This is a genomic window from Microbulbifer thermotolerans, assembly GCF_001617625.1.
In the GTDB taxonomy this organism is placed as follows: Bacteria; Pseudomonadota; Gammaproteobacteria; order Pseudomonadales; family Cellvibrionaceae; genus Microbulbifer; species Microbulbifer thermotolerans.
Genome location: NZ_CP014864.1, coordinates 2,405,445 through 2,420,227, shown reverse-complemented (window position 1 = coordinate 2,420,227; position 14,783 = coordinate 2,405,445). Strand labels below are relative to the sequence as shown.

8 protein-coding genes are annotated in these 14,783 nt (G+C 53.8%); 5 read left to right on the top strand and 3 right to left on the bottom strand.

Going from position 1 to position 14,783, the window contains the following annotated elements:
* Window positions 1–72: 72 nt before the first annotated feature.
* From A3224_RS10225 to A3224_RS10215, 3 genes are all read right to left on the bottom strand, one after another.
* Window positions 73–1,116 (bottom strand): aldose epimerase family protein, encoded by a 1,044-nt coding sequence (locus A3224_RS10225; protein WP_067154087.1) that lies wholly within the window; start codon window positions 1,114–1,116, stop codon window positions 73–75.
* Window positions 1,117–1,390: 274 nt separating this feature from the next.
* Window positions 1,391–3,277 carry an Ig-like domain-containing protein gene (locus A3224_RS10220; protein ID WP_067154085.1) on the bottom strand — a complete coding sequence of 629 codons (1,887 nt, stop codon included), beginning with the start codon at window positions 3,275–3,277 and terminating at the stop codon, window positions 1,391–1,393.
* A 352-nt stretch (window positions 3,278–3,629) separates the two neighbouring features.
* Window positions 3,630–5,708 (bottom strand): tetratricopeptide repeat protein, encoded by a 2,079-nt coding sequence (locus A3224_RS10215; protein ID WP_067154084.1) that lies wholly within the window; start codon window positions 5,706–5,708, stop codon window positions 3,630–3,632.
* Between the two features lie 730 nt (window positions 5,709–6,438).
* Here A3224_RS10215 and A3224_RS10210 point away from each other — a divergent pair.
* The 5 genes from A3224_RS10210 to A3224_RS10190 all read left to right on the top strand — a co-directional run bounded on the left by A3224_RS10210 (window position 6,439) and on the right by A3224_RS10190 (window position 14,754).
* On the top strand, window positions 6,439–8,967 hold the full coding sequence (locus tag A3224_RS10210; RefSeq protein ID WP_156481461.1) for a TonB-dependent receptor: 2,529 nt from the start codon (window positions 6,439–6,441) through the stop codon (window positions 8,965–8,967).
* A gap of 254 nt (window positions 8,968–9,221) precedes the next feature.
* Complete coding sequence (locus A3224_RS10205; protein WP_231902353.1) at window positions 9,222–10,565, top strand: sulfatase; 1,344 nt, start codon at window positions 9,222–9,224, stop codon at window positions 10,563–10,565.
* Between the two features lie 16 nt (window positions 10,566–10,581).
* Window positions 10,582–11,745, top strand: a complete 1,164-nt coding sequence (locus A3224_RS10200; protein WP_067157815.1) for a mandelate racemase/muconate lactonizing enzyme family protein — start codon at window positions 10,582–10,584, stop codon at window positions 11,743–11,745.
* A 22-nt stretch (window positions 11,746–11,767) separates the two neighbouring features.
* Complete coding sequence (locus tag A3224_RS10195) at window positions 11,768–12,787, top strand: SMP-30/gluconolactonase/LRE family protein (RefSeq protein ID WP_082817476.1); 1,020 nt, start codon at window positions 11,768–11,770, stop codon at window positions 12,785–12,787.
* 275 nt (window positions 12,788–13,062) lie between these two features.
* Window positions 13,063–14,754, top strand: coding sequence for an MFS transporter (locus A3224_RS10190; RefSeq protein WP_231902352.1), 1,692 nt, complete (start codon window positions 13,063–13,065; stop codon window positions 14,752–14,754).
* The last annotated feature ends 29 nt before the right edge of the window (window positions 14,755–14,783 follow it).

The following is a 14,783-nucleotide window of genomic DNA, read 5'->3' as shown; positions in this document are numbered from 1 at the left end:
TCTTTATGGCCAGGAAGTGCATTAATCATAGGCTCTCTAGCCTGTATTAAATCATTATCCGCAAACAGGGAGTCATTGCGCACTGGTATTTTGCGTTTTCTTTATATGGATTTGGAATGACCAGCTGCGAGAGGACTGTGGTGGTACTGTTGGGGCGGTTCCACGTTCGATCAGTGTTTTGAGGCTGTCGGCGTTACCGATAGCTGGCTCCAATACCAGGTTGAAATGAGGTCTTCCACCATCGCCCGCCCAGCTGCGATAGTTCAACCAAAGGGCGATATGGGGGATCTGTGTGATCGGTAGCTCAAACAGAAGTTGTTCATTAGTGTAGGGGTTGTGTAGCCCGGCCATCATCAGGGCTCCCCCATTGCCGCAGTCGCTGAGGTCTGTGGCAGAAAGTAGCTTGGCTGCGAACGGCTTTTCTGCTTCAGGATCTGGTATTAAGGAAAGGTCGTAGGCATTGGCAGTCTTTGGCCAAGTGACCACTTCATCCGTTGTTACAGGTGCATTTGGCGTGGCAAATGAGCAGTGTAGCCGGTGGTGTTTCGGCAATATGAGGCGCATACCTGGACGCAGTTGGAGTGCGGGGTGTAGGCACCAGCTGAAGGGAAAAGGTAGGTCGCCGGGATTGTTCAGTTGGTATTCCAGCGAAACAGTACTTTGAGCGGGACTCAGTTTTAACGTTCGCTGAAATTCGCAGGGCAGGGTGGAGCAGGATTGTTTTAGGGTGATAAAAGCCGCACCATTGCTATCCACGCCCACCGACGTTTCCCGCCAGGGGCGCCCGTAGAGTTCCCCGTGATCCGGTAAGTGGAGGCCCGCAAGTGGGCCGGCATGGGATGGCAGGGTGCAGGCATCCACGCTGGGGAAGCACTCGTCAATTCCACCGGTATCGTGTTGTTCGGTGTAACTGTGTTGGATCGCGGCCTCTTTGTAGCTGATCCTCCCATTGTGCCAAAGCCACTCTGTCTGTTTTTCAACGCCCGAACATAAACTGACAATTTTCCCTCCCAGTTGGGGTACCACGATCAGGGATAAGCTGCGGTTCTGCATCTTATAGGCGGACAGGCCGCGGATATGGCAGGGCGTGATCGTTGCGGTGTCGGGTGTGGCCATGTCTGAAGTTCGAAGAAAAATTTATGGAATTATAAAATAATAAGCGAGTCGTTGATGCTTTTTTCTTGACTACAAAGCGTCTTCTCGCCCAGCTAATAAGCCCTGGTGGTGGAATGGACATTGCCTCTTGCCCCGAGATCAACGGCCAGTCTCACGTAATGAATAACTGGGTTCACAGTTTTTTTCATCACAGAATTTACTGGTATGAAAGAGGGAAACTGAGGCATTGGGTTGGTGCCCGGCAGGTGCCGGACACCCAAGGGAGCTTCTATGGTTACGGGGTTACGGTAAGTGAATAAGTCGCTGTTTTTCCTTTATTTTTTGTCTTCACGGTAATCTCTGCCGATCCTGCGCGTTTTGCGCTGACAACGCCGTCGGCATTCACGATAGCCACGGATGGATTGCTGCTGCTAAACACGACGCGCTTGTTACTGGCGCATGCCGGTGTGACTGTGGGTGTGATCCTTATGCTTTGCCCCACAGAAAGCTCGCCGCTGTCCGGTGTGACATGCACACCGCTGACGGGCACCCAGCCCCCTGTGCAGCTTTCCCCATCGCCGCTGGAGGATACCACTGATAGTTTGGTCGAGGCTTTGTGTCTACCATCTTCTGTTGTAACCGTGATTTTTACATTGCCGACAGATTTGCCCTGCACCTGTCCCTGCTGGTCAACAGTGGCAACCTGCATGTTATTCGAGTGCCAGCTGACATCGGGGTTGTCCGCATTTGCCGGGAAAACCGTGGCTTCCAGGCGGGTTGTTTCACCAACTTGCAGCTCAGTGGTATCGGCTGAGACCGATACCCCGGTGACTGCCACGGGCCCGGGGCTTTGGCGGTCAACCACCTTGATGGGCTGAAGTTCCCCCATTTGAAAAATGTCGCTGCCGTTGGAAGAGCGGAATACCGGTGCAAGGGCGTAGTAATGCCCCTGGGGCAATTGGTCAGCGGGGGTAACGCCACTGAGATCCAGGCGAAGTGTCGTTTGTCCACCGTACCGCTTTTCTTCACTGGTTACCGATGCATCGTTGGCGCTGGCAACAATTCTTACGAAGCCATCTGTATTTTTTTCCACAAGATTCACGGTGATGCCGTTGTATTTATCGCCAACTACATGGTGATTACTGCCGCCGTGGTAGTTGACCACGACTTCGAGTTTGCCACCGGTTTCATAGTCAGTGGTCAGGTATTTGTTTTTGTTATCGACCCAGATAGAGGGCAATACTTCCCAGGTCTTCACGTATTCCACCTGCATGGTGGCGTCTTCTGGGAAGCCCTCCGCAGTTACTGTGTCCGGATTGGGGTCTGCGCGATTGCACGCATCGTTGTATTTGATGAGTTGGCGGCGAAGGCCCATCGAAAAGATGACGTGCATGGGACGGTGCCAGAACAGATTGGGTTTTTCTCCAATGAGTTCGCCGTCTACATACCAGCGAATGACATCCTTGCGGTTTTCTACCGCGTAGGTGTGGAAGTCCTTCGACGGATCAAAAGGTGCCTCGAATTTGAGCAGCTGGGCTTCCGGGTAGGGCTTCGGGCGCCGCCAGTAGGTTTTGCCGTCCTCGCCGACAATACGGGCGTGTAGGTTGTGATCCATAACATTGACAGGGTCCGCATCGTCTGGGCCGGGGCCATACCAGTCGGCCTGCTGCAGCTCGACCACATCAATTTCGCTGTAATCCACGCTGCCGGGAACATTGCGATCGGGATAGGGGTGGCCGTCGCTGTATAACCAGAAAGCGGGGCTCAGGCCGGGAAAGATTTTTACGCCTTTGATTCGCGCTTCGTAATAGCCGTAAACACCGTCGGCCGCCGACTTTACTGCCCCAGATTTATAGTAGAGCTCGCGTTGTACCGTCGCGCCGCCCTGGCAGCTGTCGCGAAATGGCCGGGTATGGGTTTCCTGGGTTGCGATGATATTGAGTTTTCCATCCCGCACATAGGTGTTGTTTTCGTCGAATGTCCAGGCGCCGATCACCAAGTCACTTGGGGCATTGATCCATTTTGCGGTGTTAAGGCTATTGCCTTCGAAGTCATCGGTACGGTTACCGAGCTCCTTCCAGCGCATTTCACCTTCAACGGCACCCAGTGGCCGTATGTCTTGGGCTTGTACGGCGGTGCAGCTGGCGAGCAGCAGGACCGCCAGTGTATGCGTCGTTTTCATGTCGGACTCTCTTCGCTAGAAAAATTTATTGTTTTATCTCGCTACGCTGAGATGATCGCTCAACGAGTGAGCGTACAAATCCAAACATCATACGAATGCATTTGCAATATGTCATCTGTTTGTCGGAGTGAAAACGAGAGCTTTATTGCAGAATTGAGGTGACGGGGTTGATATGCGAAATAAACCTACGTTTACCCCAGTGACAAAGGCGCTTTATGTGGAGATGTGGATTCAAAAAAGAAAAGGCGTGAATTTTCGCGCAAGGGACGCCAGCGCGCGGTAACAACGCCGCTGCGCCCATCGCTGGGCGCCCCGGAAGCAACCTTAGTGCTGTCGCGAATGTGTTTGTGGCCTATGTTTGGGGGGCTTGCGCCAAAAATTGCCGCAGCCGTAACAAAAGTGGGTGGTTTGGGTTGACCGACAGCGACTGTTTTATCAGTGTCCGGGCTTTCCGCCATTGTTTATTTTGCACATAAAAGCTCGCCAGTCCTTGAGTAAACTCGGGGTTACCCGGCGATAATTCCAGTGCCTGCAAATAGGCTTTCTCCGCATCCGCGCGCCCTTGTTGATGCCGCAGCACCGCGAGGTTATACCAAGCGCGCGGATTGGCACCAAGACGGGCCGCTGCTTCAAGTTCTGTTTCCGCTGCTGTCAATTGCCCCAACTCCGCCAACAGAAGCCCAAGTGCGTAGTGCGGGGCTGCGGCATCCGGCTCCTGGCTGATGACTTTCCGATAGAGCGATTCCGCCGCTGTGATGTCACCCTGGCGGTAGCGCAACTGGGCGAGGGACATTCGGGCGGCATTTTGGTGGTCGTCGATTTCCAGCGCGCGGACAAAGTGCCGGGCAGCATCTTCTTCGCGTCCGGATTTCAGGGCGTCGGTACCCTGTTGAATATGCGATGCGGCAAAATCGCTGTTTACCGTTAGTTGCGTTTGGTATTCCTCTGCCGCTTTGGCGAGTAAATTGTGTGTATCTCGGTTCAGGGTATGCCAGGCCGGGCTGTTGGGCTTAAGTTCCACTAAACTGCGCGCCGCGGCGATGCGCACTGCGGTCACCGGGTCGTCAAGAAGTTGCAATAGATCCGGCAACTTTTGCTCCAGGGGCAGGTCGTACATGGCACGTGCGATGGTTGCCCGGATCAGCGCGTTGCTGTCGTCCAGGCCGTGCAGCAGCGCTTGGCGCACTGCCGGATCTGTTGGCATCAACTGGGCTAGATATTGTACCGTCGCCGCGCGGGCAATATGGGGTTGAGCTGGGTCTTGCAGCAGGGTAATCAAGGCTTGTCGGGTACCCAATGGGTCCACCGCTGCCCGGGTGAGGGTGTCCGAGTAGTGTGGCGCCCGGGTGTCTCCAAACCAGAGGCGCACCTGTTCCGCCGCCCATTCGGGAGAGCGGTCCCCGTGACAGTTGTTGCAGGCGTTGGGGGTTCCGAACTTGGCACTCAGATCGGGCCTGGGAACTCTCAGGCTGTGGTCCCGTCGGAAGTCATTGGTCATGTATACCTTGCCCGGCATATGGCAATCCACGCATTGATCCCCTGTACCCCTGTCATAGGCTGTGTTCTCGCGGCTCGCTCCGTCCGGGCTGTGATGATGGTGCGCCGGCGTCGCGTATTGGGCGGCGTGGCACCCGAGGCAGAGCGCGTTGCCTTCGCGTTTGACTTTTGCGCTGTGCGGATCGTGACAGTGGGTACAGGTGACGCCCAATTGATACATGCGGCTCTGTGTAAAGGACCCGTATACAAATACCTCTTGGTCTATCTGCCCGTCACTGTGGTAAAGCCCCTGAGATAGTGGATCGGGTAGGTAGTGATTCAGCATGGAATGCCCACCGTGTTCAAACGCTGGGGTCAGCTGTTCCCGGCGCGCGTGGCAGCGGCCGCATTTCTCCACGGTTTTTTGCGACGTTTCCCCGCGAATCATGTCCAGTAGTGCCCGGTTGATGGTGGTCCCGGCCTGCGCTTGTTTCACATGTGCCGCGCCGGGGCCGTGGCAGGCTTCACACCCCACGTCCAGCGCCTGCCAGCTTGTCTCGTAGCGGTCGTCCGCGGGGACGTAGTTTTTTTTCAGGCCGGTGCTGTGACAGTCGGCACACATACTGTTCCAGTTCATGCCGCCGCCGGTCCAATGTATCCATTCCCCGGTTTTGGGCTTCAGGTCCTCCTGCAGGTGAAACCAGAGGGAGCGCTCCGTATCCCACGCCAAAGGAAGTGCCTGCAAACGCCCTTTTTCTGTTGCCACAAGGTACTGTTGGAGTGGTTCGGTGCCAAACGTATAGAGCACCTGATAGGACTTGGCCACGCCTTCCTCCCCCTGGGTTTCAACCCAGAAAGTGTCGCCTTTTGAATAGAAGCGATGCTCAAAACCGAGTGCGCTGAGGCGGGCACCCGAGAAATCTCCCTTGACGGAAACCTTGGTGGCCCGCTGCATCGATTCATCATGATGTGACCCCAACCAAAGCATCGTTTCCCGTTGATGGCAGTCTGAGCAGACTGCGGAACCTATGTACTGGCTTTGGGCGGCTGATCGGGGGTGTTTTTCATTCGCGGGGAGTCCGGTTTGCCGGGCGGGCTGGGGAAAAAGCGCTAAATATCCCGCGAAAGTGAGCAACATCAGCGCAACTGCCAGCATTACAGGCAGGAGGGGCTTTTTGTACATATTCGCTTTTCTTATGTCTTGTCGGCCATACAGGCGGGCCGTGTCACTAGCCCTCTCATCATACTGGAATGTAATCTATTGACAAACATCATATGTTTACATGTATATTATGAATCCATGATGTCTTGCTCCGTACGCAGCCCCTGTAAGGGGCAGGATGTCTAACCATTCGCTCGTTCTTTGTGCGCGAGCGAGCTATTGGGCGATCAGCTTTGCCGAGGCCGGTAGTGCTGGCTGGGGAGCTCTGATGAATTCGCACCTGAAGGTAAGGATATATTTCAGGTTAATGGGACTTTAAAGTGATGGGATGGGCACTGCGCAACAGCTAGTTACAGAAAGGTGACCGGCGGCGATACAGGGAAGCACTTATGCCTTATGGTGTTCGCTCCACTGCCCCAGGCTCCGAAACGTATTACGGGGCGCATGCGAATTGTTCACAGGTTCCCTCGGGAAGGTGAGCGCCCGCCAAAATAATTCAATATAAAAAGATGAGAGGGAAGGCGTGAAAAATAAAAGTCAAAGCCCCATGCGCAGTGCGGTGTTGCTCGGATGTTGCTCGGTAGCCACACTATTCAATGTTGCCATTGCGGAAGAGATTGCAGCCAAGACGAAAACCAGGCCGTCTGACGCCCTGGAGGAAGTGGTGGTAACCGCGCAGAAGCGCGAGCAATCCGTGCAGGATGTACCGGTTTCCATGCAGGTGCTGTCGGGCGACGTGGTTGAAGAATTGGGTGTGGATACTGGATTCGATATTGTTAAGTATCTTCCAGGCTTCGGTATTGATGACAGCAACGAAATTCGTACTACTACACTGAAAACCCGCGGTATAGGCACTTTCACCAATTCCATTGGGCTGCAGTCATCCAACCTGGTGGTTGTGGATGGCGAGGTGCTGCCGCGCCAGTCCATGATGAACCTTGCTATCGCCGATGTGGAGCGGGTTGAGGCATTGCGTGGCCCCCAGGGAACGCTGTTTGGCCAGAATACCTCTACAGGTGTTATCCACTATGTGACAAAACGTCCGGATTTCGACAGTTTTTACGGTAGTGTCAAGGCGGAAGTGACCGATTTTAACGGTCGCTCGGTAGGTGGCGCGATCAATATGCCAATCAATGATCACTGGGCGGCCCGTGTCAATATTCAGCACAAAGAACAGGATGGCTGGATTCGCAACGAGTATCCCGGCGGCGAAGATGTGGGGATGGAAGAAAGCAAGGGTCTGCGCGGACAGCTGGCTTATGATGACGGCAGTAATCTCAATGTACTGGTGCGTCTGGACTACTCCGAGCGGGATACCAATTGCTGCTCCATGGTAAAAGCCGAGGCCGATCCGTATTACGGGCCCAAACCTGTGGTGCGTATTGAGGGCGGTGTTGTCACTGCCTCCGCTTATAACGAAATCGATTCCGAACCAGGGTTTAATGATTATGGGGAACCGGCAACGGCGCGTAACCCGATTTCCAACTATGGCACTATCGAAAATTCCGGCCTCTCAACCGAAGTGAATTATGACTTCGACAACGGCATTTCACTGACTTATCTGGCCAGTTACCGGGACTTCGAATTGAATAACAGCTCCGGTTTCTTCACCTTCAAGTTTCCTGTACACCGTGAGCATTTTGGCGGTAACGAGTCGGTTGAAGTTATTCAACAGGAGCTGCGGATCAGTGACTTTGATAACGACACCTTAAATTGGGTTTTAGGAGCTTTCTTCCACGATACCTCCGGTCAGCGCAGTGAAATTACCGACGGTTGCGTCGGTGGTGGCGGCGCTAGTTCCAGAGGCGTCATCGAGGACGGTGTCATGATCGGTTGTGTCAGCAATGCGTCCGCCTTGGCCTTTATCGATCATTACGAATCGACTGGTGTGCAGGACAGGTCTTTGCTCCAGGCCGACCGCAACCTATCCTCGGGTGACTTTACCGCAGACTTCACGAATACCGCGATCTTCGGACAGCTGGAATATCAGATTACCGACAACTTAGATGCTACACTCGGATTCCGTGCTCTGCACGAGAAAAGTTCCGCTTCCTTTGATGCTCTCTGGCTACGTCCGCCGGTCGATGGCACAGGTATGGAAACCTATGCTGAAGTGTTGGCGATGTCCAAAACAGATCCGTCTCTGGTGCGCAATGATCTCCCGGGATCAAAATTCTCTGATTCCAATTCAGACTTTATTTACAAGGCGGTGCTGGGATACGACTTCAGTGAGAATATCCGGGCATATGTGAATTACTCCACCGGTTACAAGGGCCCGTCTTACTTTGTGACCAGTAATACCAATCCGGATGAGGCGGAGTATTTTCCGACCCGCCCTGAACAGTCGACTAATATTGAGTTCGGATTGCGCACACGGTTGCTCGACGACAGGTTGCACTTCAATCTGACGTACTTTGACATGACCGTGGAAGACTACCAGGTGCGCGCGTCGCGTTTGATTGATGAAGCGTCAAATACCATTTTTTCCGGATATGTAAACGCGGACGAGGTTCGCTCTACCGGCATTGAAGCCGACATGGTGTACAAGCTCAGCTCTGATTTGAAGTTGATTGCAAGCTATGCCAATTATGAAGCAACCTACGAGGATTTTGCCGATACTCCGGTGGACTGCCCCGGGGGTAGCCTCGCGGACCGGTGCAGTTCACTCGGAGGAAAAATTGTCTTCGATCAGACTGGATTGCCATTCCCGAACAATGCGGAAGAGCAGGCATTGGTCACAATCAATTACAATCGCGAGATTGGCGAAACCGGCTGGGATACCAATGTCAATATGGTATGGCGCTATGAGGGTGATTTTTCTCCATCTGCCAACATGATTGCGCAGGGTATTGAGCCGAACGCAGATTACGATGTCCTGGACCTCTATATTGGTATCGGCAACGACAAACTGCGCGGAAATCTGTTTGTTAAAAACCTGCTGGATGAGAGCTACACTACCTTCAAGTATCTCGACCAGTATGGCAATCAGGCATTGTTCTACCCGAGAGACTATGAGCGCTACTTTGGTGCCAGTGTGACTTATATGTTCTGATGCAATTTTAGGATCGATGTTGTAATTAGCCCCTGATGCCTTTCTGGTTGTTTGTCCGGATGCTCAGGGGCTTTTTTCTGCGGAATTTATGACCGTGTGATATTCGGGTTATGGGTGCCTGAAATCCGGCTGGGAAATAACCGGTATAACGGGAAAATACCTGTATGGTTAGTGCAATGAAAAAATTACTACTCATTTTATTGTCATTCATTTTTGTTCAATTAGCTTGTGCCGATGGCAAGGATAAAAACCGATTGCCCAACATCGTTCTAATACTAGCCGATGATGCGGGTTATAACGATTTTGGTTTCCAGGGTAGCGAGGTGATGCAGACCCCCAATTTGGACAAGCTGGCGGCTGAGGGGATCCGTTTTACCCAGGGTTATGTATCGGACGCCACTTGTGGTCCTTCGCGAGCCGGTCTGATGACTGGAAAATACCAGCAGAGGTTCGGTTACGAAGAGATTAATGTACCGGGGTTCATGAGTGAAAATTCAGCGCTCAAGGGGGCGGAGATGGGTCTTCCTCTGGAACAGAAAACCATGGCGGAATACCTGAAAGATCGTGGATACAGAACCGCTATGATCGGAAAGTGGCACCTGGGAGACGCGGACCGCTACCACCCGTTAAAGCGGGGGTTTGATGAGTTTTATGGATTTCGCGGCGGCGACCGCAGTTATTTTAAATATGATGAGGCGAATCCGCTGGGCAATGTCGAGGCTGCCTTTGATAAAAAGTTAGAACGTGGATTTGGCCATTATGAAGAGCATGAAGGTTACCTGACCGATGTGCTGGCCGATGAAGCAGTAGATTTCATCGGCAAAAACCGCGATAAGCCTTTTTTCGTCTACCTGGCCTTTAACGCAGTACATACGCCAATGGAGGCGCTGGAGGAAGATATGCGTCGCTTCCCACAGCTTTCCGGTAAGCGCCGTGAGCTGGCGGCGATGACCTTGGCCATGGACCGGGGAATCGGGCGCGTTATGGACCAGCTGGAACAATTGCGATTGACGGAAAATACGATCGTCGTTTTCTCCAATGACAATGGCGGCCCGTCGGATAAAAACGGGTCCAGCAACTATCCTCTGGCTGGAACCAAATCCAATCACTTGGAGGGCGGACTGCGGGTTCCCTTCCTGATGCGCTGGCCGGAGAAGTTGGCTGGCGGCGTTGATTACGACTTTCCCGTATCCACCTTGGATCTGTTGCCGACCTTTTACGAAGCCGCGGGTGGAGAAAAGTATGCGTCGGTTCTAGATGGTGTCAATCTGATTCCCTATCTGACAGGGGAAAAGCGCGGACGTCCACACCAGACATTGTTCTGGAAAAAGGAGACCCGGGCTGTAATTCGTGACAGCGACTGGAAGCTGATCCGTTATCCAGACCGCCCGGCGGAACTCTATAACCTGGCAGAGGACATCGGCGAGCAGAATGACCTTGCGGCGGTGCATCCGCAGAGAGTGCGGAGCATGTTCAAGAAGCTCTTTGCCTGGGAGCTGACCCTGCAGCGCCCGCTTTGGCTGCTAAAGCGCAAGTATGAAAAATACGATATCGACCGCATGGATCAATACCGTGTACCAAAAAAGCCGGATGCCTGAGCCTGAGGATAATGCTTTGAAAATTGAATCCATAGAAAGCTTATTTGGCGCAGTGGGCAGCAGAAACCAGCTGCTGGTCAAGGTGGTTACCGAGAGCGGTCTGGTGGGCTGGGGCGAGTCTGGACTCTCCGGCCGCGAGCACGCGGTCATCGGTGCGGTGAAACACTTCGCGGCGTTTCTGCGCGGGAAGGACCCGCGGCAAATCGGCCGTCTGTGGCAGGAGATCTATCGCAGTCAGTACTTTGAGGGAGGTAGAGTGCTGACTGCGGCTATGTCCGCCATCGATATTGCCCTGTACGATATTGTCGGCAAGGCTCTGCAGGTTCCCGTCTATCAACTGCTTGGTGGAAAACAGCGGGAACGCATCCCCTGTTTTGCCTGCTGCTATACCGAAGCCGACCCCGATCACCTGGATGCGCTGGCCGAAGAAGTCAAAGCTCTGATCGACCTGGGGTGGACCTGTATCCGTGTTATTCCCGCCGGCTTTAATAATCCAGAATTTTTCCAGCCCGCTGAATCCATCGCCCGAACCGCCCGGTGTCTCGGTATGTTGCGGGAAATAATCGGCCCCGGCATCACCCTGGGAATAGACTATCACCACCGTCTCAGTGTCGCCGAGGCGGCATCGTTTTGTCAGCGTTTGGCTCCGGGAACCCTGGACTTCCTGGAAGAGCCGATCCGCAATGAGTCGCCGGATGCCTATGCTGCTTTGCGCAGCATGACAGACGTGCCCTTTGCGATCGGCGAAGAATTCAGTTCCAAATGGGCTGCGGTGCCCTTTGTACAACGTGGCCTCACCCAATACCTGAGGGTGGATGTGTGCAATATTGGTGGCTTCACCGAGGCAATGAAAGCCGCCGCTTTGGCGGAAATGTATTATGTGGACGTTATGCCGCATAATCCGCTCGGTCCGGTTTGTACCGCCGCTTCAAATCACTTTGCGGCAGCGGTACCCAACTTCAGCCTGATGGAGACCCACCAGGGGCCTTTCTGCACTTTTGGTTTTCACGACCGGGCGCTGTTTCCTGTTCAGCATACATTGGACGGAACCGCATTTGTGCTGCCGGATTTGCCCGGGCTCGGCGTGGAAGTCAATGAAGCGGCATTTCGCGCATCGCCACCAGTTTCCGCAGAACCACCACACCTGCGGAAACCCGATGGTTCTGTCACCAATTGGTGATTCACATACCGCAGAGTGATTAATGAAAAATAAAAATCAACGATTTCCTATTTATCGCAGGCAGCTGTTGCTGAGTGCGCTGGCTTGTGGCCTGGGCTTGTCTCGGCAAGGCATCGCCGCATCAAAGGAGAATCCAATCGTGACCAATCAAGTGTCCGGTGAGGCCGCGGCTATTCGGCCTGAAATATTTGATGAGCGGGAGTGCAGCCTGGGTGAGGGTCCATTGTGGCATCCACAAAGGGAGACTCTGTACTGGGTGGATATCCTTAGTCGACGGCTGCTGGGCAAAGGGCCTGACGGAGTTCAGGCATGGGAATTGGGGGAAATGCCTACCGCCATTGGTTGGGTAGATCGAGAGCGTCTTTTGGTCGCCTGCGAGAGTGGACTCAATCTGTTTGACGTGGAATCCGGGCAGAAACAGCTTTTGTGTACACTGGAACCGGATATTCCTTCCAACCGCAGCAACGACGGCCGCGCCGACCCCTGGGGCGGATTCTGGATAGGAACCATGAGTAAAAACGGGGAGGCCGGTTGCGGGAATCTCTATCGTTGGTACCGGGGAACTTTGCGTAAACTGGTTGAGGGGCTCTCTGTACCCAATGGGCTCTGTTTCGATCGCAGGCGCAACTTGGGCTATTACGCGGACTCAGCGGAAAACCTTATTTATCGCCTGGCTCTGGATCCCGATACGGGATGGCCTTCGGGGGCACCGGAAATATTTCTGGATTTTCGCGAACAGGGAATGATTCCCGACGGCGCAGTGCTGGACGTGGATGGAGGCCTGTGGACATCCCTGTGGGACGGGGCGCGTACGGTTTGTTATGGACCTGACGGTAAAGAGCGCGGCGCATTGTTCGCGGCCACACCCCGCACGACGTGTCCGGCGTTTGGTGGGCCGGACTATACAGACCTGTATGTTACTACGGCGGCCGTCGGGGTAGAGAATGCGGCGGATACCCCGACGCCCGCGGGTGTTACCTTGGTTTTTAAAAATGCAGTGAAAGGGCGCCCTGAGCCTGCGGTTGTGCTGGAGGGGGCCTGAGAAGCCTGGTTCCGCACAAGATTTTTTCCGCGCGCAGGAAATTATGGCGGCGGAGGGTGCCCGCCGGCTTTCTGCCGCGGGCCGCAACGCCGGACCCGCATTACACAATCGCGCGGATTGGTGCTCCACACCCCTGTGCAGTGCCTTTTCTTAAAAAAACAGCCCCAGGTGGCCGAGGTCGAATTGCCTGAGATGTAGACTTGGGTATTGCTGATCTAAACATCATATGTTTAAATATGTCGCATAATTAATAACGGTTTTTCACCGGGTGTAAAATGAATAACAACACAGCCGATGTCGGCACCATGGGTGCGGCCGGCGTCTCCCAGGTGGCGGGTAATGCCGGCAGCAGCGTCACCCGATTCGCATTGATCGCCGCATTTGGCAGTTTTGTATTTGGCCTCGATGCTGCAAATATTTCTGGTGCCGTGCGGTTTGTCAGCTCACAATTTGAGCTCTCGGCCATGCAGGTGGGCACTTTGGTGGGATGTGCCATTGTCGGGGTGATTCTCGCCTTGTTTTTTACCGGCGGCTTTTGTGAACGGTTCGGGCGCAAAAAAATCCTGCTGGCCATTGCCGCAACCTACTCACTCTCCACATTAATTTCCGCGTTCGCCACCGGCTATACCATGCTGGTGATCGGTCGCTTTATCGGCGGTGTAGCCTTTGCCTCAATCACCGTCTCCGCCATGTATATCGGCGAAGTGGCTCCGCCGGATAAGCGCGGTAAGTTTGTCGCGATCAATCAGTTGCTGATCACCATCGGCAGCTTGTTGGCGTTTATCGTTAATTTTTTTCTGGTTAAGGCTCTGGCGGAAAGCAGTTGGCTGAATAACGATAATGTCTGGCGCTTTATGCTGGGATTCGAACTACTGCCAAACATTATCTGGTTTTCCCTGCTGCTGACGATTCCAGAATCTCCCCGCTGGTTGGTGACCCAAGGGCGCATTGAAGAGGCTCGCGATGTGTTTTCCAGAGTGGGTCCGGCCTCCCACGCCAACCGTCTGGTTGCAAGCGTACGCGAAAGTATCGATAGGGATAGCCGAAATACCACAGTTGCACAGCTGAAATGTCTCTTCGGTAAACCGATGCGCCTGGTACTGGCATTGGCTGTATGCTACGCCGTGGTACAAGGCGCCACGGGCATGAATGCGGTTCTTTTTTACGCGCCGACGGTTTTCGAGCAGGTCGGCATGAGCGTGGAAGACAGTTTTATGCAGACGGTTGTGCTGGGTGCGGTAGCGGTAATTTTTACCCTGGTGGCCATTACCTGCGTGGAAAAGCTGGGTCGCCGTTTCCTGACACTGGTGGGGCTGGCGTTGATCGCCGTTGCCCATGTTTCCACCTGGTACGGTTTTGAATCGGCCCACTATACGCTGAGTGCGTCTGCACTGGAAACCCTACAGGCGCAACAGGTGGATACTGCACCGCTGCAGTCTTTTGTAGGCAAGGTGTATGAAGATGACGTGGCGTTGAAGCAGGATCTTGCAGCGGTTTACTCCAAGAAAGATCTCCCGCTTGTTAGCGGGGCGATTATTAACGCGACAATCGATATCAATGGGATTTTTGTCCTGTTTGGTATCTTCGCCTTCCTCGCTGCATTCAATATGTCCATCGGGCCGGTCATGTGGGTGATTTTTTCGGAGGTTTTCTCCAGCCGGGTGCGCAGCGTAGCGATGCCATTTGCCGCCTTGGTACAGAGTATTTCCAGTTATTTGATTCAGCAGTTCTTTCCCTGGCAGCTGGAGAACCTGGGGGCAGCCAATACCTTCCTGAACTATGGTGCCCTCGCGTTCGGGGGGTTAATAATCATGCTGTTTCTGCTGCCGGAGACAAAAAACAAATCGATTGAGCAGATCGAAAAAGACCTAGTGTATTCCCGGGTTTCTGGCGCTTCCCAGGGAAGTTCTGATGAGATTGCTCCCTGCGATAGAGCGGATCCTGGGTCAGAGGGGAAGAGCGAATAATGAGATGCGCAGTTCGATATCATTGGATA

Bases quoted from the DNA above. Each gene is read 5' to 3' on its own strand.
- A3224_RS10225 (WP_067154087.1), bottom strand. From the start codon at position 1,116: ATGGCCACACCCGACACCGCAACGATCACGCCCTGCCATATCCGCGGC.
- A3224_RS10220 (WP_067154085.1), bottom strand. From the start codon at position 3,277: ATGAAAACGACGCATACACTGGCGGTCCTGCTGCTCGCCAGCTGCACC.
- A3224_RS10215 (WP_067154084.1), bottom strand. From the start codon at position 5,708: ATGCAGCGGGCCACCAAGGTTTCCGTCAAGGGAGATTTCTCGGGTGCC.
- A3224_RS10195 (WP_082817476.1), top strand. From the start codon at position 11,768: ATGAAAAATAAAAATCAACGATTTCCTATTTATCGCAGGCAGCTGTTG.
- A3224_RS10190 (WP_231902352.1), top strand. From the start codon at position 13,063: ATGAATAACAACACAGCCGATGTCGGCACCATGGGTGCGGCCGGCGTC.